Genomic DNA, 21,810 nt, shown 5'->3' on the forward strand with positions numbered 1-21,810 from the left:
CGCCGGATTCATCGCCACCAGCACGTTCGGCGCGTCACCCGGCGTGAGAATGTCATGGTCGGCGAAGTGCAGCTGGAAGCTGGAGACACCCGGCAGAGTGCCCGCGGGCGCACGGATCTCGGCAGGGAAGTTCGGCAGCGTCGACAGATCGTTCCCGAACGACGCGGTCTCGGAAGTGAACCGGTCACCGGTGAGCTGCATACCGTCACCGGAGTCACCGGCAAACCGAATGATCACCCGATCCAGACGGCGGACTTCCTTGTCCCGTGCGGTCGGCACGGTGCCTGCAGTCAGCACGGTCATGCCGGCTCACCCTGCTCCGTCGGGTACCCGGCCTTCTGCCAGTACTCGAAGCCGCCGATCATTTCCTTGACGCGGAAGCCGAGCGCCGCCAGCTTGGCGGCGGCCCGCGTTCCACCGTTGCAGGCGGGGCCCCACCCGTAGGTGACATAAACGGCCCCCGGGTCGAGGGAACGGACCGTGCCGGAGTCGATGTCCTGGTGCGGCAGGTTCCTGGAGCCGCGGACGTGCTCGGCGGCGTACGCGGTGCTGCGCCGGACGTCGAGGACGACGATGTCCTGCACGCCCTCCTTCAGGTCGTGGTGGACGTCGAAGGGGTCGGTCTCGCAGGCGAGCCTGGTGTGCTGGAAGTACTCCTGGGCCTGTTCGGGTGCGGCCGGCGGAGCCTCCAGGACGCGGCTCGCAGCCTCGTAGCGGATCGGCCGGTAGTCGGCGAGCCGGCGGAAGTCGCGGTAGGCGGCCTCGTAGTCCGCGTTGGAGACCAGGAACGTACCGCCGTTGGCGAGCAGGGAGTTGCTGCTCACGATGCGCTCGCCGACCGCGACCTTCCAGGTCATCTCGACGTCGCTCTCCAGGTCCGGCTCGACCAGCGCCCGCACGGTGCCCTGCGCCTTGGGGACGACTCCGTCGAAGCAGTAGATCTGCTCGCCGTCGTAGGGGCGGCTCTCGACACCGGACTCGATCTCGAAAGCGAGGTTGATGAAGGCGACTCCGTAGTTCCGCTGCATGGCGGCGAGTCCCGCCATGCCCTTGAAGCGGGCCCCGACCTCGAGGAAGACGAGCTCGTCGGCAGTGGTGTGGAAGAGCTCCAGGTGCGACCCCCCGTCGGGGCGGCCGAGGGCGTCCAGGGCCCGCTCGGCGAAGCCGACCATGCGGGCGACTCGCGGGTCGGAGTCCGCAAGGTTGATGTCCGCGTTGACCTTGCCGCCGGGGACGTCGAGGGAGTTGACGAGGTACTCGGTCACCCCGCCGAAGACGGACCGGCCGGCTTCGCTGACGATGTTGACGCTGTACATCGTCCCTTCGATGAACTCCTCGTATTCGTATGCACGCCCGAGGTCCCCCGGGAGCGCACCGAAGTCGCCGGCGTTCGTGATCTTGTGGACGCCCTCGGACGCGGCGGCGTCGGTCGGCTTGAGGATGAAGGGGAGTCCGACCTCGGCGGCGATCCGGTCGAAGTACTGCGCGGCGGACGCCGCGAAGCGGTCGGGCTCGAAGTGGCCGAAGCGGGGGACGCGGACGCCCGCCTCCATCAGCCGCTGCTTCATCAGGCACTTGTCGCGGAACGGCAGGATGTCGGCGACCTTGGGACCGGTGACGCCGAGCCGGGTGCGGATCTCGGCCGCGACCATCATGTCCTGCTCGTCATAGCAGTGCACGGTCAGGTCCTGCAGGCTCGCCGAGCCGGAGGAGAGGAGCTTTTCGACCACGGCCTGTGCGGCGTCCAGGTCGACGAGCGAGTACAGCATGGGGGTGGGGTCGTCGACCCCGCACGGGACGATGTGGATCTCCTCGAACCAGCCGCGCTGTTCGTCCGTGAGGGTCTGCGCGTCACGCTCGGCGAAGATGCCGATCAGGCGGACGGACTCCGGGGACACCAGCAGGTCGTACCGGAACACCCCGAATCCACGGGTGGAGATGATGACTGCGGTCTTCATGCTGCATGGACCTCGTTCCTCGGCAGGTCGCCCCGCGTGTCGCCGATGAGGGGGGCGGGGGACAGGACGTCCAGGGCCTCGATGAGTGTGTTCAGGCCCGCCGAGAGGTGGACCTGGCTGATGGTGAGCGGCGGCAGGATTTTGAGTACTTCGTCCTGGCGGCCGCAGGTCTCGATGATCAGGCCCTGCTCGAAGCAGAGCCGGGAGACGTCGCTCGCCTCGACACCCGGGACCGTGCTGAGGTCCACCGCCTGCATCAGGCCGAGCCCGCGGATCTCGGCGCCGTGGATCCGGCCGACCCGACGGTCCAGGAGGTCCGTGACGAGCTCTGCCTTGGTGCGGATCTGCTTCTGGAAGGAACTGTCGGACCAGTAGTGCCGGATGGCCGCCGCGGCCGCGACGAAGGCGAGCTGGTTCCCGCGGAAGGTGCCGTTGTGCTGGCCGGGCCGCCAGATGTCGTACTCGGGTTTGATCAGTACGACGGCCATGGGCAGGCCGTATCCGCCGATCGACTTGGACAGGGTGACCAGGTCGGGGACGATGCCGGCCCGCTCGAAGGAGAAGAAGTCACCGGTGCGCCCGCAGCCCGCCTGGATGTCGTCGACGATGAGCCGGATGTCGTACTGGTCGCACAGGGTGCGCAGCTCCCGCAGGAACGGCACCGGTGCCACCCACACCCCGCCCTCGCCCTGCACGGTCTCCAGGAGCACCGCGGCCGGCTTGTCCACGCCCGAGCTCGGGTCCTCCAGGTAGTGACGCAGCAGACCGATGCTGTCGAACTCGCCCAGTGGGGAGTGCGGGTAGGGGATGTGCGTCACCTGCGGCAGAGTCGCCTCGAGGCCCTGGCGGTAGTAGCCGGAACCGGTGGCCGCGAGCGATGCCGTGCTGACGCCGTGGAATCCCCCGCCGAAGGCGATCACATTGGTGCGGCCCGTGGAGAGCCGGGCGACCTTCAGGGCGGCCTCCACCGCGTTGGTGCCGGACGGGCTGGTGAACTGCACCTTGTAGTCGAGGTCGCGGGGTTCGAGGATGTGCGTCCGCAGTGCCTGCAGGAACGCGGCCTTGGCGGAGGTGGAGAGGTCGAGACCGTGGACCAGGCCGTCGTTCTGCAGATAGGCGACCAGTTCGTCCTTGATCGGGTCGGGGTTGTGGCCGTAGTTGAGGGTTCCGGCCCCGGACAGGAAGTCGATGTAGCGGGCGCCGTCCTGGGTGGTGAGCAGGTCGCCCTTGGCGGTGGCGAAAACGGCGGGGAATGCCCGCGAGTAGGAGCGGACGGCCGATTCGGTGGTCTCGAAGACGGTCGGTGTGTCAACGGTCAGTGTGGTCATGAGGGTTAGCTCCCAAGGGGTGCGGCAACGTCGGCCGGCTGCAGTCGGCCGGTCCAGGCGTGCGCGAGGTCGAGCTGCTGCGGGGCGGCTGCGATGTCGGTGCGGTAGCGCATGCCGGGGAACGAGATGGCGTCGATGCGCCGGTAGGCCCGTGCCCGCGCCTCGGCGAGCGTGCTGCCGGAGCCGACCACGTGCAGGACCCGGCCGCCGCAGGTCACCGGGTGCCCGTCGGCGTCGGCACGCAGGTTGGCGTAGAACAGCCGGGTCTGCTCCAGCGGGAGCTGAGCGAGGCCGAGGACCGGCTGGCCCGGCGTGAAGGCGCCGAACGGCCAGCCCGGCGCGGCCTGCGGGTCCGTGGGATCGATGCAGCCCTGGGTCAATGCCACACTGCACCGCACCAGTTCGTCGGTGATGAGCAGGCTGTTGCCGAGGTCCTGGCGCAGCACCGCGCGGCACAGCTCGGTGAAGTCGCTGTGGACGCCGGGCAGGACCGCCTCCGCCTCGGAGTCGCCGAACCGGGTGTTGATCTCGATGACGCGCAGCCCGTCCGCGGTGAGCATCGCGCCGATGTAGACGAAGCCGGTGTAGGCGAGGCTCTCGGCCTTCAGGCCCGCCACGAGGGGCTCGACCAGGTCTCGGCGTATCTGCTCCAGGAGGGCGGGCGATGCCTGCGGGTGGGGGGCGAGGGAGCCCATGCCGTCGCAGTTCTTGCCCGTGTCGCCCTCCAGGGTCCGCTTGAAGTCGAGCGCGGTCGGGAAGAGCAGGTAGTCCGCGCCGTCCAGCAGGGCGAAGACGGAGATCTCCCGGCCGTACAGACGCTCCTCGATGACGATCTGGAAGCTCTCGCCCTGCGTCGCCGCGAAGGCCTCCACCGCCGCCGTGGCCTCGGCCGCCGTGTCGCACACGACGGAGCCGTCGCCGTCCGGGGTCAGCCCGTCGGTCTTGACCACGCAGGCGTACGGCAGGTCCCGGATGTACGCCTTGGCGGCGGCCGGGTCGGTGAATGCCGCGTACTGCGCGGTGGGCAGGCCGTGGTCCCGGCAGAAGCCCTTGCCGCGCTCCTTGCTCGCCTCGAGCTGTGCCGCCGCCCTGGACGGGCCGATCACCTTGTGCCCGTGCTCGGCGAGGATGTCGGCGTACCCGAGGGACAGCGCGTCGATGTTGGAGACGAAGACGAACTCCACCGGGTGTGCGGCCAGGAAGTCCAGGGCGGTCGCCGGGTCGTCGAAGCGGATCTGCGGGGCGGGCACGATGCGGTCGTGCTCCAGAGCGTCGGTACCGGGCCCGTAGTACACGGTCACCGCGGGGTTCGTCCGGATGAACAGGTCGCAGATCGCGTGTCCGCGCCCCGTACCGTCGACCACCAGGATGTGTGTCACAGCTGCTCCTTCGAGAGACGGCCATCGAGGGAGACGACTCCCGTGGCCACGGGTATGGATTCGTTCCAGGGCGTCGGGGCCACGTCCTCGGGCAGGCCCACCCGGTTGCCCCCCACCTGGCCGGCGGCCTGCAGGTGGTCGGCCAGTGAGCCCCAGACCTCGGTGTAGCGCTCGGGCCGGTTGTCCTGGTCGTCGGCCCTGATCCAGGGCGAGTTGGCCCAGTCACAGGCGGGCATGACGTGATGCAGGTCGTGCTGGACGGTGTCGCCGACGAGCACGAACATCCGGTACGAGGAGTGCACGATCAGCATCCGGAACGTCCAGCGGCTCCAGGCCGCCGCCTTGCGCAGGCCCGTGAGCTCCGGCGCGGGGGCGGGCTCGCCGCAGAATCGGCCGAAGGTCAGCAGGTCGCGCTGGTCGCGGGGCAGCCGCTCCTGGTTGCCGAACAGCCACCAGCGGTGCTCGGTCATCGTGTAGAGGAAGGTGCACGCCTGGAAGAAGACGGACGCGGGCACCAGCCAGAGCACCAGCCACTCCACCCACCAGCCGGTGAGCCCGACAAAGGCCACGGTGGCGGCGAGATAGGCAAGCGACATGAACAAGCGGTACCGCGGGGCGACGCCCACGAAGTTCGACACGATGCGGTTGGTGAGGAACCGCGCGTGGTGGCGCGGCGAGAACAGCGCCGCCCACAGGTAGCGGCGGAACTGGCTCCTGCTCATCCCCGGACGCATGCCGGTCGACAGGAGATAGCGGGTGTCGCCGTCCTTCATCGAGCAGGGGTACGCGTGGTGGAGCAGGTGTTCCTTGCGGTTCTCGTCGTAGGGGGTGCGCCAGAACACCGTCGTGATGAGCTCGCCGACCATGCGGTTGCTCCAGGCCTTCTTGCTGAACATGCGGTGCAGCGTCTGGTGGACCACCACGACGTCCAGCCGGCGCATGCCTCCGGCGGTGAGCAGCCAGCCCAGGAGCATCAGGGGCGCCGACCATGCGGCGAGCGGGTGCAGTGCACAGGCCCCGAGGGTGATGCCGAGCGCGATCTGTGCGGTCCCGAGCAGTCCGGCCTTGGCGGGGCTCCACGGGATGAGCTGCTTGCCTCCCTTGAGGGGGACACCGGTGATCCAGGTGAGATAGGGCTGCACCAGGGCGGGGAGCCGGCGCATGGTCTCGCGGGGCTCGGCCGCGGTGAACTGGTCGGACCCTTGCGGCTTGACCCGCTCCTCAACGGGCGCGACTCCTGCGGTTTCCACGGTCTGCGGCTCAGGCACCGACGCCTCCGAACAGGGCGTCATTGGTCTCGTGAGTGATTTCGCGACGGAGGTCGTCGCCGCTCGCCCACGTCATGTTCACGATCGTGCGGCTGGTCTCGCCGCGGATCGGGTAGACCCGGTGCATCGTGGTGTCGGTCTTCACCACGTACGCGTCACCGGCCTCGAAGGCGTACGACCTGACCTGGCTCTTCAGCAGAGCCCCGTGGACGTCCGGGTTCTCCTTGTCCCAGGAGGTGTGCGGCACGGCTTGGACGAAACCGCCGTCGCGGTAGTCGGGGGCCTGCAGGACGAGGATGAAGCCGTAGGTGTAGTCGTCCCAGTGCCAGCCGTGTGTGTCGCCGCTCTTGCCGAGGCGGCTGATCACGTAGTGCTCGCCGGCGTACGGGCAGGTGAAGACCTCCTCGCCGACCACCTGGGACAGCAGGGTCTTGACGGCGGGTGAGAAGTAGGTGGCGTGCACCAGCGGCCCGTGCTCCTTGATGACGGGCTGGCCGACCGTGGTCATCTGGCGGGGGGTTCCGTCGGTGATGTCGAAGGCGAACTTGCGGTCCACCCCGTGCCCGTCCATGATCCCGAAGGCCTCCTCCTGGAGCGGCCGGAGCAGCTCGGGGGGACAGAAGTTGCGCAGCGGCACGATGTGCTCCGACTGGAACGCCGTCTGCAGGCCGGTGAGCTTCTCTGCGGTGAACTGGGAGGCGAAGTGCTGCTCGAAGAGGCGCTCGGGCGCCTGGGCGAGAGGGTGTTCCTGAGTGGTGACGGTCATGCGGGTTCTCTCCTTCGTGAAGTGGTGTGAACTACGCCGGGGCCGCTAGGACGTGGCCCGACTGGTGGTAGTGGGGCGAGATGAGGTGGTTGTTGGGGTTGTCGCCGAGGGGCCGGCCGTTGAAGAGCGTGTTCCGGCGGGCCGCCATCGCCTTGGCGTGCAGCTCCTGCGCGGAGTCCGCGGTGACGACGACCATCCCGACCACGTCGAGCTGGTCCGCGCGGCCCGACAGCGGCTCCCCGACGGGCTTGGTGCGGCGTCCGTACTCGGTGCCCTCGGGGAAGGTCAGTTCCCCCATCTCGGTGGCACCGGGCGGCGGGAGCAGCAGCATGTCGGCGCTGTGGCGCGGGGTCCGGTCCAGGAAGGACAGGTCCGTGGCCAGCCCGCAGGCGATGTCGACGAGGGGCGCCGCATACTCGATGCCGAAGGCGTTGCCGATGCAGACGGCCATCCCCACGCCCGCGGTACGGAGATTGAAGTCGATCAGCTCGATGGGGCCTTCGTCCGGAACCATCAGCTCCAGGTGAGTCGGCCCATGGGTGATGCCGAGGGCGCGGTGCAACTCCGCGGCGTGCGCCACGATCTCGTCGCGCCGTGGATGGTCGTACGGGAAGACGACGCCCTGCTCCACGACGGGATCGCGGCTCAAGAGGTAGCGGCCGGTGAGGCCGATCACCTGGGCCGCACCGTGCTCGACGAGCGACTCCACCGAGAGCAGCTCGCCCTCGGCACGCTCCTCCAGGACGAAACCGCCGTGCGCCAGGATGTACCCCTTCATCAGGGAGTTCACGACAGGCGCCGCGGAGATCCGGTCGGCGGCCGCCCGCAGTTCGTCGAGCGAGGAGACGGTGAAGCACAGCGCGCTGCCGGTGCCGTTCGCCGGCTTGAGCACGGCGGGCCCGCGAAAGCGCCAGCTGTCCCACCGCAGTGCCTCGTCGAGAGTCTCCGAGCGGAGGGCGGAGAGCCCCTCGGCGTACAGCGTGCGCCGCACCCAGTACTTGTCGAGTGCCCGCTCCACCGCCGCGGCGCCGCTGGTCGGAAGGCCGGCCTGCTCCCGGAGCGCGGCCTCGTGCCGCAGTGCTCCTTCGAACGCCGCGTAGGTGCCGGCCACGGTGTAGCGCGCGAGTACGGAGTCCAGGACGGCGCGGACCGTGTCCTCCTCGGTCCAGGAGGACACCGGAAGCACCTCGTCCACCAGATCGTCCGGCACGGCGAACGGACCGTCGCTCTGCAAGGGCCCCTGGTTCAGGGCGATCACGCGAAAGCCGCGCCGTTTGGCTTCCTTCGCCACCAGGACCATGTGGTTGAGCAACTCGAGCAGAACGAATGCCTGCTCCTTTTCCGGAACTTCTTCGTGTGTCACTTCGGCGTTCCTCTCAGTGGGTCCGGGACTCTTCGGGCAGGACGACCGAAGGTGCGGCGACGGGCGCGGGCGCACGATCACCGATGCGCTTCCGGAAGATCTCCCAGCCGATGACGAGCACGGCGATGAGGGCGATGTCGGCATAGACGGCCCGGTCGACTCCGATGCTGTCCATGCCACGTGCGAAGACGAAGGCGAATACCGCCATCAGGCTGTAGCCGATCGCCGTCTGGACCCCGACGACCGAGGACACCTGGGAATCCGGAGTACGCGCGATCATGAGCTTGAACTGGTGCACCCAGATGACTTCTCCGCAGAGCACCATCAGCGAGAACAGGACCACGCAGAGAGAGATGTTTCCCTGCGCCATCGGCATGGCCAGATAGCAGACGGTGCTGGCGAGCACCGCCGCCATGTTCACCTTCTTCTCGCGCTCCCGAGTAATCAGGCCACGGCGGTTGAAGAACTGGTAGACGAAGATCCCGGCCATGATCGCGACGGACTCGAAGGTGAAGAACAGTGCCGTCCCCGACTCGCCGTAGCGGAACCAGACCTCGGGGATCACGGTGATCAGTGATTCGTACGTCGCCTGGAACGCCGTGACCGACAGGACGATGTAGAACACCGCCGTGGCGACGGTCTCGTCGCGCCCCATCAGGGCAAGGGCTCCCCGCGCCCCGGACAGACTGCTGCGCTTCCCGGTGGCACGGGCGTCCCTCAGGGACTCCGCGAGCCGTTCCCGGTTCGGCCGTACGAACAGCATCAGCACGGCCGCCACCACGAACGCCGTCGCATCGATCCACACCACGGCCGTGAAGCCGACGAACTTCAGGATGAACACGCCCACCGCGCCCGCAAGCGCCATGGCGAGCGGCAGACTGGAGTTGAAGACCGGTGAGTACATCTCGGTCTCGCGCTCATCGAAGAACTGCACCAGGGCCTTCACCCGGGCATTGCTCACGGCGCTCTTCAGCAGCGATCTGACAAAGATGATGACCACCGCGCCGGCGAACATTCCGGGGCCCATCAATGCCAGGAAGAGCAGCGTCACCACAGCTGCGGCGACATTCAGCCGGACAAGGAGTCTCTTGGCGTTCTGCCGGTCGATGTACTGCGCGGCGAAGAGGCCGACAAAGAGGTTGGCAATCCAATCCGCCCCGAAAACAACCGCGGACAGGGTCGCACTACCACTCTCCTTGAAGACATATGCGGCGTACGAGATCATCAGCAGCTTCGAGCCGAAGAGCGAGATGAACGAGGACAGGAAACTGAGAAGGAAATTTCGCCGTAAATAGACGCTCATGTCAGGCTTGCTCTTTCTGCCGGACCTGTCCCCTTGGTCGGGCATGAGACAGGTGAGCACGGGGCCACGGCGCGCGGCCTTCGAAACGTTCTGCTTGCTCACCGAGTCTTCGGCACGGTGCTTCTGATCACGTACCGCATCGGTACCGCCACGTGCGGGAGCTGGCTAGTATCTTGCCGGAATTACGGTCTATGCCTGGGGTTTTACAGGTTTCTGGGGGGCGCAGTGGTGACGACAGAACCCGAGAGTCGGTCGATTCGGTTCAACATCCTCGGTCCGTTGGAGGGTTGGGCGAACGAACACCGTCTGAAGTTCGGCGGCCCCATCCAGGAGCGGGTCCTCACCGTGCTGCTCCTGGAGACCAATCGCGTGGTGCCGGTCTCACGGCTGATCGAAGCCGTGTGGGGGGAAGAACCACCGGCAACTGCCCTGCAGCAGATCCGCAAAGCCGTCGCCGAACTCCGCCGGCGCATTCCCCAGGGGCTGGAAGTCATCGCCACCGAAGGCTCCGGCTACCGGACGGTGCTGGAGCCCGGACAGCTCGATATGCGCTTATTCCAACGGAAGACGGCACAGGCCACGGCCGAGGCGGCCAACGGGCGGCTGTCCCAGGCGGCGGAACAGCTGACCGAGGCCATGGCGCTGTGGCGCGGCCACGTCCTGTGCGGAACAGGGGGAACGGTCATCGACTCGCTCTCCGCCACCCTGGAGGAACACCGCCTCGCCGCGACGGAGCAGCTCTTCGAACTCCGCCTCGCCCTGGGGCAGGACAGCGGACTCGTAGGCGCCATACGGGAGACCGTCGGCGCCCACCCGCTGCGGGAACGGCTGCGCGGCCAACTGATGCTCGCGCTCTACCGCACGGGGCGGCAGGCCGAGGCGCTGGCCGAGTACGCCAAGGTCAGAACGCTGCTGGTGGATGAACTCGGTATCGACCCCAGCCCGGAACTGAGCCGCCTGTACGAGAAGATACTGCGGGCCGACCCGGAACTCGCCGTGCCGGAAAGCCCGGCGGCCGGCGGCCCGGCAGCTCCGTCGGAACCCGAACAGCGCGCCGTGGAAGCGGCCCTGCCCGTTCCGGCCCTCCGCACCCCGTGCACCCTCCCGTACGACCTGGTGGACTTCACCGGTCGCGAGCGGGAGATGAACTGGCTCCTCGACCTGGCCGCCGACGGCCGGGGCGCCGGCCTCGTGGGCATTGACGGCATGGGCGGGTGCGGGAAGTCCACCCTGGCCGTGCACGCCGCCCACGCCCTTGCCGGCGCATACCCGGACGGTCAGCTCCATGTCGACCTTCGGGGCTCCACCCCGGGGGAACGGCCCTTGCGCCCGGACGCCGTGGCCGCTCTGCTCCTCAAGGCGCTGGGCAGCCCGGACGCACAGATACCCGACGACGTGGAGAGCTGCCTCCCGCTCTGGCAATCATGGGCCGCGAACCGGCGACTGCTCCTCATCCTCGACAACGCTGCCGACACCGCCCAGATCCGGCCCCTGGTCGCGGCGATGCCGTACGGCTTCGTCCTGGTGACCAGTCGTGCCCGCCTGGTCGACCTCGACGGCGCCCAGTGGATCTCGCTCAGCAGCATGGAGCCCACGGAGAGCGTGACCCTCCTGACCCGGACCCTGGGCGAGGAGCGCGTGGCCACCGAGCCCAAAGCGGCCGCGGCCCTCGCCGAGCTGTGCGGACACCTGCCGCTCGCACTGCGCATCGCCACGGCCCGGCTCCGCAACCGCCCGCTGTGGACGCTGCAGTATCTCGCGGGACGCCTGCGCGACGAGTCCCGACGGCTCAAGGAGCTGAGCTCCGGCGAGCGGAGTGTCGCCACCACCGTCCAGCTCTCCTACCAGGCACTGAGACCCGACGCCCAGGCGGCGTTCCTCCTTCTGGGCCTGCACCCGGGCGCGGGCATCGACAAGTACGCCGCTGCGGCGCTCACCGCCACCACTCCGGCGGAGGCCGAGGAGATCCTGGAGGACCTGCTCGATGTGCATCTGCTGCACCAGCCGGCGATCGGCCTCTACTCCTTTCACGACCTCGTCCGCAGTTTCGCCCGCAGCCTGTGGGAGCCCGGCCCGCAGACGCAGTCGACCGGCGCACTCGGCCGGCTCCTCGCGTTCTACGTCGCCGCGACGGAGGAAGCCTGCCGCGTCCTCTTTCCCGGGTGGCGCCGCTACGACGTCGCGTCCCACGGGCCCCCTGCCGAGCTGCCTCCCCTGGGCACCGAGCCGGAGGCCCTGAGCTGGTTCGAACGGGAGCAGCGAGCCCTCCAGGCCGCCGTCGCCCTCGGCCACGAGCACGGGTGGTACGAGCTTGCCGCCTACCTTGCCCGCAATATGGTGTTCCACCTGCATCACCGCGGCGACATCCGAGGATTCCAGGAGGTCAGCGAGATCGGGGTGGCGGCGGCTCGGCAGTCCGAGGATCCGTGGACGCTGCGCCTGAACCTGATGAACCTGGCCACGGCCCAGTCGATGCTCGGAAACTTCCGGCAGGCGGCAGCCGCCGCCGAGGAGGGGCTCCGCATCGTCACCTCGCAGGGGGACCGCTTCGGCGAGGGGGCGTACCTGGACCAACTCGGCTGGGTCCACGGCAGCCTGGGGAATCTGGCCCAGGGGCAGACGTACCTGCAGCGGGCGGTCGAGGTGCACCGGGAGACCGGCAATGCGATGCAGGAGTCCTTCGCCCTGTGCAACCTCAGCTCCATCCACACCCATCTGGGCCGTCCGGAAGAAGCCGTGGCAGCGGCCCAGAGGGCCGTCCTGCTGTGCCGGCGGATGGGTGCGCGCCAACACCAGGCCGCCGCTCTGAACGACCTGGCCATCGCCTACCTGGACGGGGGCGACCACGAGGCGGGACTCACCGTCCTCGACCAGGCGCTCAGCCTGGGTGAAGCGCACGCGATGCCCAGGAACCTGGCCCTCACGATGGCGCTCATGGCCAATGCCTGCCAGCTCAACGGTCGCGGCGATCAGGCATTGGGGTACTTGGAGCAGGCGCTCACCCTCGTCAGGCCCTTGAGCGTGAAGGGGTGGCAGAGTCAGATCGAAAACCTCGCCGGACTCGTACACCAGCGGCGCGGCGAGTACCCCGAGGCACACGCACTGCACGAGGAGGCCTTCCGCAACGCCTCCGCGATCGAGTACCGCATCGAGATGGCCTGGGCCTTGGCCGGTATGGCACAGAGTCTGGACGAGTTGGGTGACCACCCCGCCGCCTCGGAGTACCGCGGGCGCGCGGACGAGCACTTCGACGCCATGAATGTCCCGGCAGGCCGCCGACGGCGCGCCTGACACACCACGGCGCTCCCCCTCCGGCCGAGGGGGAGCGCCGCACGGCCCGGATCAGGGAAGCAGGGCGCCGGGCGCGGCCGGGCCGCCATTGTTGGCCACCACACGCCGGCCCTCGTGCTGCACCTCTCCCTGTACCGCGGCCATCCCCGTTCCCACGGCCAGCACCAGTGCGAGAACGCCGCCAAGTCTTGCCAGCATCTTCCGCATCGTCTTCTCCCCCTGTTTTCGTTGCTATTCCGGGCGTGCCCTTGTGGACAGGTCGATCTTGGCCGCACCGGCTTCCGGACGGAATCCTCTGCGATACCTGATGGATACCTGCGCCCGTCTCGGCGCGTTCGGCACAACGATGCGACGCGCACACCGGTTCCTGCCGCCGGCAGCGGTGGGGCGGAGCGGCGTCGGGGCCTCGGCCCGTCCGCCGGCGATTGTGCGGGGCGGGAGGGATCCGAGGCCGAGAGGTGGGGCCGGGTGAGGGCGCGAGGACACCGGCGGGGACAGCTCGCGGAACAGTCGTACGGTGATCCGGGGGGCTGATCAGAGTTATCCACAGGGTCGACGAGGACCCCCTGCGAACTCGTAGGCTTCTGGAATGGCTCTGGCGGACGTGGAAGTGGTCGTGGACATGGATGTGGAAGGCGCTTCGGACGCAAGCGAGGCGGTGCAGGTGCTGCGCCGGGTGTTCGGGTACGAGTCGTTCCGCGGCAGCCAGCAGGAGATCATCGAGCACGTCGTAGGGGGCGGCGACGCCGTCGTCCTGATGCCGACCGGTGGCGGAAAGTCCCTGTGCTACCAGATTCCCTCGCTGGTCAGAGGCGGTGTGGGGGTGGTCGTCTCGCCGCTGATCGCCTTGATGCAGGACCAGGTCGATGCCCTGCGGGCGCTCGGGGTGCGGGCCGGGTTCCTCAATTCGACGCAGGATCTGGAGGAGCGGCGGCTCGTCGAGGCCGAGTTCCTGTCCGGGGAGCTGGATCTGCTGTATCTGGCGCCCGAGCGGCTGCGGGTCGAGCAGACGCTGAGCCTGCTGGACCGCGGGAAGATCTCGCTCTTCGCGATCGACGAGGCGCACTGTGTCGCGCAGTGGGGCCATGACTTCCGGCCGGACTATCTGGCGCTGTCGATGCTGCACGAGCGCTGGCCCGAGGTGCCGCGGATCGCGCTGACCGCCACCGCGACCGAGGCCACCCACCAGGAGATCACCTCTCGGCTGCGGATGGCGGACGCCCGGCATTTCGTGGCGAGCTTCGACCGGCCGAACATCCAGTACCGGATCGCGGCGAAGAGCGAGCCGAAGAAGCAGCTGCTGGAGCTGCTGCGCAACGAACATGCGGGGGACGCGGGGATCGTCTACTGCCTGTCCCGGGCCTCGGTCGAGAAGACCGCGCAGTTCTTGGTGGAGAACGGCATCCCGGCGGTGCCGTACCACGCGGGACTCGACGCACGGATGCGCGCCGAGCACCAGGCCCGCTTCCTGCGCGAGGACGGGCTGGTCGTGGTCGCCACGATCGCTTTCGGGATGGGCATCGACAAGCCGGACGTGCGGTTCGTGGCGCATCTGGACCTGCCGAAGTCCGTGGAGGGCTACTACCAGGAGACCGGGCGTGCGGGGCGCGACGGGCAGCCGTCGACGGCCTGGCTGGCGTACGGGCTGCAGGACGTGGTGCAGCAGCGGAAGATGATCGACGGGTCGGAGGGCGACGAGGCGCACCGGCGGCGGCTGTCGGCCCACCTCGACGCGATGCTGGCGCTGTGCGAGACGGTGCAGTGCCGGCGGGTCCGGCTGCTGGCCTACTTCGGCCAGGAGAGCAGCGCGTGCGGCAACTGCGACACCTGCCTGGCCCCGCCGGAGACCTGGGACGGCACGGTGGCCGCCCAGAAGCTGTTGTCCACGGTCGTACGGCTGAAGCGGGAGCGCGGGCAGAAGTTCGGCGCGGGCCAGATCATCGACATCCTGACGGGCAAGAAGACCGCCAAGGTCATCCAGTTCGATCATGACGGGCTGAGCGTCTTCGGGGTGGGGAGCGACCTCCGGGAGGCCGAATGGCGCGGTGTCGTACGGCAGTTGCTGGCCCAGGGACTGCTCGCCGTCGAGGGTGATTACGGCACGCTGGTGCTGACGGACGAGAGCGGCGAGGTGCTGGGCGGCCGGCGCGAGGTGCCGATGCGGCGGGAGCCGGAGAAGGCGGCGCGGGCGGCCAAGGCGAAGACGAAGGGCAAGCGTGCGGCGCCGGCGGACCTGCCGGAAGAGGCGCTGCCGCTCTTCGAGGCACTGCGCGGCTGGCGGGGGCGCACGGCCAAGGAGCAGGGCGTACCCGCGTATGTGATCTTCCATGACGCCACGCTGCGGGAGATCGCCACCCTCCGTCCGGCGTCGACGGCCGAGCTCGGCACGATCAGCGGGGTCGGTGAGAACAAGCTCGCGAAGTACGGCTCGCAGATCCTGGACGTGCTGGCGGGGCGGGAGACGTCCGAGGGGTCCGAGGCAGAGGGGCCGAGCGGGGGCGCGCCGGCGGCGGCCGTGGGGGCGGCCGACCCGGCCGGGGCCGCGGGGACGGCCGGGCCGAACGGTGCGGCAGGGGGTGGTCCGGTGCCGCCGGAGCCCCTGGACGAGGAGGCGTTTCCGGAGCCGCCGGACGACATCGACTGGTGAAGGCGTGAGGGGCCGGTAGGCAGGGCGGGTCCGGGGGCCGGATGGACGTGGTCAGGAAGCCGTACGGGAGGCGTCGGGGGGAAGCCGGAGGACCGCGCGGGCACCGCCGTCGGGGGCGTTGGTGAAGCGGAGGTCGATGCCCAGGACGGCGGACTGGCCGACGGCGATGGTCAGGCCCAGGCCATGGCCCTTGCCCCGGCCCGGGGCGTCGGTACGGAAGCGCTGCGGGCCGTGATGCAGCAGGTCGGCGGGGTAACCGGGACCGTGGTCGCGTACCTCGATGGCCGGCGGGCCGTCGGGCGGAGCGTCCACGGTGACGAGGACGGGGGGCCGGCCGTGCCGGTGGGCGTTGATGACGAGGTTGGCGACGATGCGGTCGAGGCGGCGGCGGTCGGTCTCGACCACCGCGTCGGCGGCGATCCGCACCACGGTGTCGAAGCCGGTGGCGCGTACGGAGCCTTCGACCAGCGTCCCGAGGTCATAGGCGGCGAGGTCGGCGCGCTCGGTGCCGGAGTCCAGCCGGGAGATCTCCAGCAGGTCCTCGATGAGGCGGCGCAGCGCCCGCAGGCGGTCGTTGATCATCTCCTTGGGCCGGCCCTCCGGGAGCAGCTCGGCCGAGGCGAGGATGCCGGTGAGCGGCGTACGGAGCTCGTGCGCCACATCGGCGGTGAAGCGCTGTTCTGCCTCCAGGCGGCTCTGCAGGGAGCCCGCCACCGAGTCCAGCGCCGCCGCCACCGCCGCCACCTCGTCCTGCCCCGTCGAGCCGCTGCCCGGGCCCTGATCTGCGCCGTTGCCGACCCGGGCGTCCAGATCGCCGGCGGTGATCCGGCGTGCGACCGCCGCCGTGGTGGCCAGCCGACGGCTGATGCGATGTGCCAGGAACAGGCCGGCGAGGGCGACGACCGCGGCGGCGAGCACGGCCGAGCCGAGGATGGCGGTGTCGAGGTTGTCCAGGGAGCGGCGGGTGTTGCCGAAGGGCGACCAGACGGCCATGACGTGACCGTCGGCCGGCGCCGCCGCCCACATGACGGGGCGGCCCCGGTACGTCCCCACCATGGTGCCGCGTTGGCCGGAGCGCGCCGACCGGCGCAGATCGGCGGGCAGTTCACGCGGGTCGAGGAGGGAGTTGAGGCCTTCGCGCGAGGTGCCGTACTCGAAGAGGTCCAGGGCGGTGTCGAGGTTCGCGCGGGTCTCCTTGCGGACCTGGCCGACGGTCTGGCGGGCCACCGCGTCGTGGACGAGGGCGCCGAGGACGGCGGCGACCGCGCAGCTCACCGCCATCACGGTCAGCGCGATCTTCCAGCGGAGGGAGACCGCGGGGCGTTTCACGGGCTGCCGCCGCCGGCCTGCGGGGTCTGGGCCGTGCGGGCGTCGTCGAGCGTGAGGTTCCACAGGCTCATCGAGTCGCCGTCCCAGAGATAGTCGATGACGCTGACGTAGCGCGGGTCCTTGGTGGGCTCGCGGATGGCGAGATGCCCGGCCGCCAGCTCGACACCGGCCAGCACGCCGCGCAGGACGAGCACCCGGGTCACCACCGAGTCCCGGACGCTGTACACCCGCAGCTCGCTGTTGCGGGGGTCGAGGTTGACGGCCATCAGCAGGTCCGGTTTGCCGTCGCCCGTGACGTCGTGCAGCTCGGGGCGGCGCACCGACTTCGCCGCGGGCGGTGTCCGGCCCTGCGCGGCGATGTCCGCGTCGAGGACGGCGAGGGGATTTGCGTCGGCCATGCTGCCGCTGGGGACGCGCGGGACATGCGGCACGGGGACGAGGGCCGCAGGATTCTCGTCCCGCCGGGGCGGCGCGGGCGAGTAATCCGGCCACAGCACCAGCGGCGCATCCACGTCCCGGGCGCGCCCCTCGCTCTGCAGCCCCTCCACGTCGGCGCAACCGGTGGTGAGGAGCGCGAGGCAAGCGAGGCTGGCGAGGAAGGGGAGGAGGGAGAGGGAGGGGAGCAGGGAGTGGGTGGAGCGGGCGGAGTTCGTGGAGCAGGCGGAGCGTGTGGGGCAGGCGGAGCGTGTGGAGGCGCCCCGGGGGAGGGGCAGCGTCGTGCGGGGTCGCAGCCGTCGCATCTCGTCGCCACCGCCTTCGCGCCTTCGCGCCTCTGCGCCCTCGCGCCTTCTCACCGTCGCGCTCTCGCGCCTTGGTTCCGCCAGTCCGGTCACCCCCTCAAGCCGATCACTCCTCGTGACCACTCTGCATAGATAGCGCCTCATATGCGGACGTAATCCGAACCAAAGCTATCCAAGTCGATAGCGAACGGAATCTTTAAGTCGGCCATTCTGGCGGCGTTTGCGGCCTTCGGCCCGGTGGGGCGGGCGTTCCTTCACATGACCGCTCCCAGAGATCACAGCGACTGTTACACAACGTACGGATTACCGTTAAGGACGCTCCGTAGCGTGCTCCTTAGTAACCGCACCCCTACGGCGGCCCGAGCCGCCCACGACGAGGAGTACCCCATGCGGGCCCAGCACCGCTCCGTGATCCGTACCGCCACCGTCGCGACCGGTGCGCTGGCCGTCCTGCTGCTTCCCGCGGGCGCCGCCTTCGCCGCCGATTCCACCGCGCCCACGGAGAGCCGGACGTCGATCATGCTGCCCGACAACGGCCTGGCCGGCCTGGCCGAGAGGGCCGGTCACCTGCCCAAGGCCGGGGTGATAGGCGGTGCGGGTGCACTGGGTGTGGCAGGTGCGGTGATCGCCGTGCACCGTCGGCGCCACAGCAGCCGGGGACGCCAGGCCTGAGCCCGGCCCCCGCGCCCCCCAGAAACCGCACCCCGCGCAGCCCGACCGGCCACCACAGCCCGGCCCGGCCGCCACAACCGGCCACCGCAGCCCGGCCCGCGCGATCCAGCCCAGCCCCTCCACACGCCCCACCCCGGGCTGCGCACCCCCACCCGGCCTGCGCAGCCGCTACTGCTCCCCCACCAACCGCTGCACCTCCTCGTAACCCAGCACCTCGCCGCCCGCCCCTGTCGTGCCGGCGGGCCGCTCGCCCGTACGGATGGCATCCGCCGCCGTGAGAGTGGCCTGCAGCGCCGTGCGGAAGAGCAGCGAGCCGGTGCTGATGCGGCGTACGCCGAGGTCCGCCAGGCGGCCGACGGTGTGCCGCCCGGCGGCGAAGAGGATGTTCACCGGTGCGGGGATCTCGGCGACCAGCACCGACACGTCCTCGTCGGCGGTGACCCCCGGTACGAAGATGCCGTCCGCGCCCGCGGTCAGGTAGGTCTCGGCGCGTTCGAGGACCACCGACAGCGGCGGCGGACCGTCCGCCAGCCAGTGGGTGTCGATCCGGGCATTGAGGAACAGACCCGGCGCCCGCTCCTTCACCGCGGTGATCGCTGCGGCCTGGCGCACCGGATCCTGCAGCCCCTCGCCGCCGGGCAGCCCGTCCTCCAGGTTCAGCCCGGCGGCCCCCGCCGCCGCCAACTCGGCCGCCAGGTCCCCCACTTGCCCGGCGTCGCCGCCGAACCCGCCCTCCACGTCGATCGTGTACGGGCAGGCCAGCCGGCCGTTGAGCCGCAGCGCCAGCGCCACCGTCGCATCCCGGACCTCGGCGAGCCCGCGCCCGTCCGGGTAGCCATGGGCCGCGGCGACGCCCAGGCTCGTGGTGCCGACCGCCGCGTATCCGGCCCCGGCGAGCGCGACGGCCGAGATGACGTCCCAGGCATTGGGCAGCAGCAGCGGCTGGTCGGCGTGGTGCAGCGCATGGAAGTGGAAGGTGGCGTACTCCGGGGAGGTGCTCATACGGGCACCGTAGGCCGCGGTCCCTTCGGTGGGCGCCGAAGACTCGCGGCGGACAATGGAGTCATGACCACTCCGGCGTACAGCTCCGAGCTCGCACGGCTGGCCGCACTGCTGGCGGACCGCACCCGGGCCGCGTTCTGCCTGGCCCTGCTCGACGGCCGGGCCTGGACGGCGGGCGAGCTGGCCGCATACGCCCAGGTCGCGCCGTCGACGGCGAGCGAGCATCTGACCCGGCTCACCGACGGCGGGCTGCTGGTGGAGCGCCACCAGGGCCGCCACCGTTACGTCCAGCTCGCCGGGCCGCGGGTCGCCGAGTTGCTGGAATCCCTGACCGCGCATCTCGACCCGCCGGCCGAGCGCCCCCGCGGGCTGCGCGCCGTGAGCGCGTCCGCCGCGCTCGCCCGGGGCCGCACCTGTTACGACCACCTGGCCGGCCGGCTCGGCGTCACGATCACCGACGCCATGACCGGGCGGGGACTGCTCGACCAGGACGGCGGGTTCGCCCTCACCGACGCCGGACGGGCCTGGCTCACCGACCGTCTGGGAGTCGAACCGGCCACGCTCTCCCCGGGGCGGCGCCCACAGGCCCGCGCCTGCCTGGACTGGACCGAGCGCCGAACCCACCTCGCGGGCACGGCCGGCGCCCGCCTCTGCGACCGGCTCCTGGAACAGCACTGGATCCGCCGCATCGGCAGCAGCAGAGCCGTCCGCCTCACCCCACAGGGAGCAACGGCGCTGCACGACCTGTTGGGGATCGACGGGGCGGCGGCGGATCTGATGTGAGGGGGAGGACGGGTGCGGTGGGGCCGTGATGGAGGCCGAACCCAACCCGCGGCACTTCGCGAAGTGTCACGCAGCGGGCCCGAAGGACGTATTGGGCGTGGTGCTGCGGGCGGCGGGGCCTGATACGCGGCGGCCGGCCCCTACCCACCCCCTCCGCACGCCCCCGGCCGCCCGTACACCGTGATCCGGGCGCCGCGGACCCGCACCGTGCGGCAGACCGTGAACGCGGCGTGCAGCGTGGACCGCTTGGCGATCTCCTGGTCGTTGTCGTCCACCGGCTCGCCGTCGGGGTCGCCGGCGACGAGGATCCGGCGGGCGGCCAGCATCCGGTCGCGGATCGCATCGCCGGACCGCTCGGTGCCGTAGAGGGTGTGCGAGGCCAACGGACTCTTGGCCAGGGCGAGGTCGCGCAGCCCGCGGAACTCGTGCGGCAGGGTCGCCCGCCAGATCCGCCTCCGGGACGGCATGAACAACAGCCCGTCGCCGGGCTCGGCCACCTCCCGTATGGCGTGGGCGATCGCGGTGACATCGTCGACGCGGCTGTCCGGGCTGCGCAGATGGACGTTGACGGGCAGCAGCACCACCGGCACCAGCCCGACCGTCACCGCCCACCGCAGCCGCCTGCCACGGGTCTGGCCCGACGCGCCGACCGGCCGCAGCAGCCGCGCCAGTGCGGCGCCCGCGAGCAGCGCGAACCCGACGACGTAGTAGAGGACGTAGCGGTCCACATAGGCCGGTTCGACGTGGGAGAGGAGGAGCAGGAGGAGGGTGGGCAGGAGCAGCAGGGGGATGCCGAGCGCGCGCAGCCCGATCGGACCGCGGGAGCGCACCCGGACGCGGGCGCAGGCGACGCCGAGGACCGCGAGCACGGCGAAGGTCAGCAGTTGCAGGGGGTCCGGCCACATGAGCCAGCTGATCTGCGCGGACTGCCGGGTGCTGAACACCGCGAGCGGGGCCAGCCCGGCGAGCGTGGTGACCGCGGAGAGCAGCCAGGCGCGCAGTACCCGGCGGGGCAGGCGGGCGAGGATCACCGCGGCGCCGTGCGCGGGCAGCGCCAGCGACGCGAACTCGTGCAGCAGGCACGCGAACAGCATCAGCGCCGTATAGCCGAGCCACAGCTCCCTGCGCGGGCGGGCGGCGGCCAGCACCAGCAGATACGAAGCCCAGACGACCAGCGCACAGACCGTCGCGTACGAGCGTCCCTCCTGCGCGTACTGCTGCACGACCGGGATCAGCGCGAAGGTGCAGCCCGCGAACAGCCCCGCCCGCCGGCCGACCAGGCGCTCCCCGAGCAGGGCGACGCCCGCGGCGGCGACGGCCATCGCGGCCACGGACGGCAGCCGCAGGCCGACCACCTCACCGAAGGCGCCGCCGAGGGTGCCGTCGTAGACGCGGAACCAGAGGTGCATCAGCGCGTAGTAGAGGCCGTGGACGACATCGACGTGCAGCAGCGTGGGCCACAGGTCGGCCAGGCTGCGGTGCGCCATGTCGTAGGTGACCGCCTCGTCCCGCCAGATGGCGTCCTGCCGGCGGATCCCCCATGCCCCCAGGAACAGCATCAGCCCGGAGGGCATCAGCACCACCACGCCCTGCGCCACCCGGGCACCGCGGGCGGCTGCGGCGGACACATACGTCTTCTGCGCTTGTGCTACGTCGATGACGGGCTCCGGTCACGCACGAGACGGACGGATGAACGAACGGACGAACGAGCGGACGAACGATCACACACGGGCGGGACGGATACACGGGGACGGACACGCGGGGGACGGCTTTACGGGGGAATTTACAGGGGGCCGACCTACGGGGACGGAGGTACGGCGTGGTCGGCGAAACGCCCCCGGGGACTGGGGGCTTCGGGCACGGCGGCTTCCAGGGGCCCGGAGACTTCTGGACGGACCGGAGCTGCGGAGGCTTCGGGGGCTCAGGACGGCGAAGCCCCCACGGAGTGCGGAGGCCCGGGGCCGAGGGCCGGCCCCGGGAG

Annotated in this window: 16 protein-coding genes and 1 pseudogene; 4 read left to right on the plus strand and 13 right to left on the minus strand. The window is 70.4% G+C overall.

Annotated features, from left to right (window positions below; all coding sequences use genetic code 11):
* The 8 genes and pseudogenes from AB0411_RS29695 to AB0411_RS29730 form a co-directional block, all read right to left on the minus strand.
* Positions 1-303 (minus strand): annotated as a pseudogene (locus tag AB0411_RS29695) (2-oxoacid:acceptor oxidoreductase subunit alpha); the annotation flags it as partial.
* Complete coding sequence (locus AB0411_RS29700) at positions 300-1,958, minus strand: rhodanese-like domain-containing protein (protein WP_366420365.1); 1,659 nt, start codon at positions 1,956-1,958, stop codon at positions 300-302. The pseudogene AB0411_RS29695 and the gene AB0411_RS29700, both read right to left, overlap by 4 nt.
* Positions 1,955-3,286, minus strand: a complete 1,332-nt coding sequence (gene ectB / locus AB0411_RS29705) for a diaminobutyrate--2-oxoglutarate transaminase (protein ID WP_366420366.1) — start codon at positions 3,284-3,286, stop codon at positions 1,955-1,957. Before ectB ends, AB0411_RS29700 begins: the two co-directional genes overlap by 4 nt.
* Positions 3,287-3,291: 5 nt before the next feature.
* The gene (gene purD / locus AB0411_RS29710; protein ID WP_366420367.1) at positions 3,292-4,665 is read right to left on the minus strand and encodes a phosphoribosylamine--glycine ligase; all 1,374 of its coding nucleotides are present in this window, start codon (positions 4,663-4,665) and stop codon (positions 3,292-3,294) included.
* Positions 4,662-5,933 (minus strand): fatty acid desaturase family protein, encoded by a 1,272-nt coding sequence (locus AB0411_RS29715; RefSeq protein ID WP_366420368.1) that lies wholly within the window; start codon positions 5,931-5,933, stop codon positions 4,662-4,664. Before AB0411_RS29715 ends, purD begins: the two co-directional genes overlap by 4 nt.
* Entirely contained in the window at positions 5,926-6,699 is a 774-nt protein-coding gene (locus tag AB0411_RS29720; protein WP_366420369.1) for a HalD/BesD family halogenase, read from the minus strand. Before AB0411_RS29720 ends, AB0411_RS29715 begins: the two co-directional genes overlap by 8 nt.
* A gap of 31 nt (positions 6,700-6,730) precedes the next feature.
* Positions 6,731-8,062 (minus strand): ATP-grasp domain-containing protein, encoded by a 1,332-nt coding sequence (locus AB0411_RS29725; RefSeq protein WP_366420370.1) that lies wholly within the window; start codon positions 8,060-8,062, stop codon positions 6,731-6,733.
* A gap of 13 nt (positions 8,063-8,075) precedes the next feature.
* The gene (locus tag AB0411_RS29730; RefSeq protein ID WP_366420371.1) at positions 8,076-9,467 is read right to left on the minus strand and encodes an MFS transporter; all 1,392 of its coding nucleotides are present in this window, start codon (positions 9,465-9,467) and stop codon (positions 8,076-8,078) included.
* A 177-nt stretch (positions 9,468-9,644) separates the two neighbouring features.
* On the opposite strand from AB0411_RS29730, the gene AB0411_RS29735 reads away from it, so the two are divergent.
* Positions 9,645-12,656 (plus strand): AfsR/SARP family transcriptional regulator, encoded by a 3,012-nt coding sequence (locus AB0411_RS29735; protein WP_366420372.1) that lies wholly within the window; start codon positions 9,645-9,647, stop codon positions 12,654-12,656.
* A gap of 51 nt (positions 12,657-12,707) precedes the next feature.
* Here AB0411_RS29735 and AB0411_RS29740 read toward each other — a convergent pair whose 3' ends face one another.
* Positions 12,708-12,854, minus strand: a complete 147-nt coding sequence (locus AB0411_RS29740; protein ID WP_366420373.1) for a hypothetical protein — start codon at positions 12,852-12,854, stop codon at positions 12,708-12,710.
* A gap of 391 nt (positions 12,855-13,245) precedes the next feature.
* Here AB0411_RS29740 and recQ point away from each other — a divergent pair, with 391 nt between their 5' ends.
* Complete coding sequence (gene recQ, locus AB0411_RS29745; RefSeq protein WP_366420374.1) at positions 13,246-15,303, plus strand: DNA helicase RecQ; 2,058 nt, start codon at positions 13,246-13,248, stop codon at positions 15,301-15,303.
* Between the two features lie 51 nt (positions 15,304-15,354).
* Here the strand turns inward: recQ and AB0411_RS29750 are convergent, their stop codons facing one another.
* Entirely contained in the window at positions 15,355-16,632 is a 1,278-nt protein-coding gene (locus AB0411_RS29750; RefSeq protein ID WP_366420375.1) for a sensor histidine kinase, read from the minus strand.
* Positions 16,629-17,372 (minus strand): hypothetical protein, encoded by a 744-nt coding sequence (locus AB0411_RS29755; protein ID WP_366420376.1) that lies wholly within the window; start codon positions 17,370-17,372, stop codon positions 16,629-16,631. Before AB0411_RS29755 ends, AB0411_RS29750 begins: the two co-directional genes overlap by 4 nt.
* Before the next feature lie 327 nt (positions 17,373-17,699).
* On the opposite strand from AB0411_RS29755, the gene AB0411_RS29760 reads away from it, so the two are divergent.
* Positions 17,700-18,044: a hypothetical protein gene (locus tag AB0411_RS29760; RefSeq protein WP_366420377.1), complete on the plus strand. Its 345-nt coding sequence runs from the start codon at positions 17,700-17,702 to the stop codon at positions 18,042-18,044.
* A 168-nt stretch (positions 18,045-18,212) separates the two neighbouring features.
* Here the strand turns inward: AB0411_RS29760 and AB0411_RS29765 are convergent, their stop codons facing one another.
* Positions 18,213-19,046, minus strand: a complete 834-nt coding sequence (locus tag AB0411_RS29765) for an isocitrate lyase/PEP mutase family protein (RefSeq protein WP_366420378.1) — start codon at positions 19,044-19,046, stop codon at positions 18,213-18,215.
* A 63-nt stretch (positions 19,047-19,109) separates the two neighbouring features.
* Here AB0411_RS29765 and AB0411_RS29770 point away from each other — a divergent pair, with 63 nt between their 5' ends.
* Positions 19,110-19,829, plus strand: a complete 720-nt coding sequence (locus AB0411_RS29770) for an ArsR/SmtB family transcription factor (protein WP_366420379.1) — start codon at positions 19,110-19,112, stop codon at positions 19,827-19,829.
* Positions 19,830-19,969: 140 nt separating this feature from the next.
* On the opposite strand, the gene AB0411_RS29775 is transcribed toward AB0411_RS29770, so the two are convergent.
* Positions 19,970-21,457, minus strand: coding sequence for a glycosyltransferase family 39 protein (locus AB0411_RS29775; RefSeq protein WP_366420380.1), 1,488 nt, complete (start codon positions 21,455-21,457; stop codon positions 19,970-19,972).
* Between the last annotated feature and the right edge of the window lie 353 nt (positions 21,458-21,810).

It is taken from the genome of Streptomyces angustmyceticus, from assembly GCF_040701845.1.
In the GTDB taxonomy this organism is placed as follows: Bacteria; Actinomycetota; Actinomycetes; order Streptomycetales; family Streptomycetaceae; genus Streptomyces; species Streptomyces angustmyceticus_A.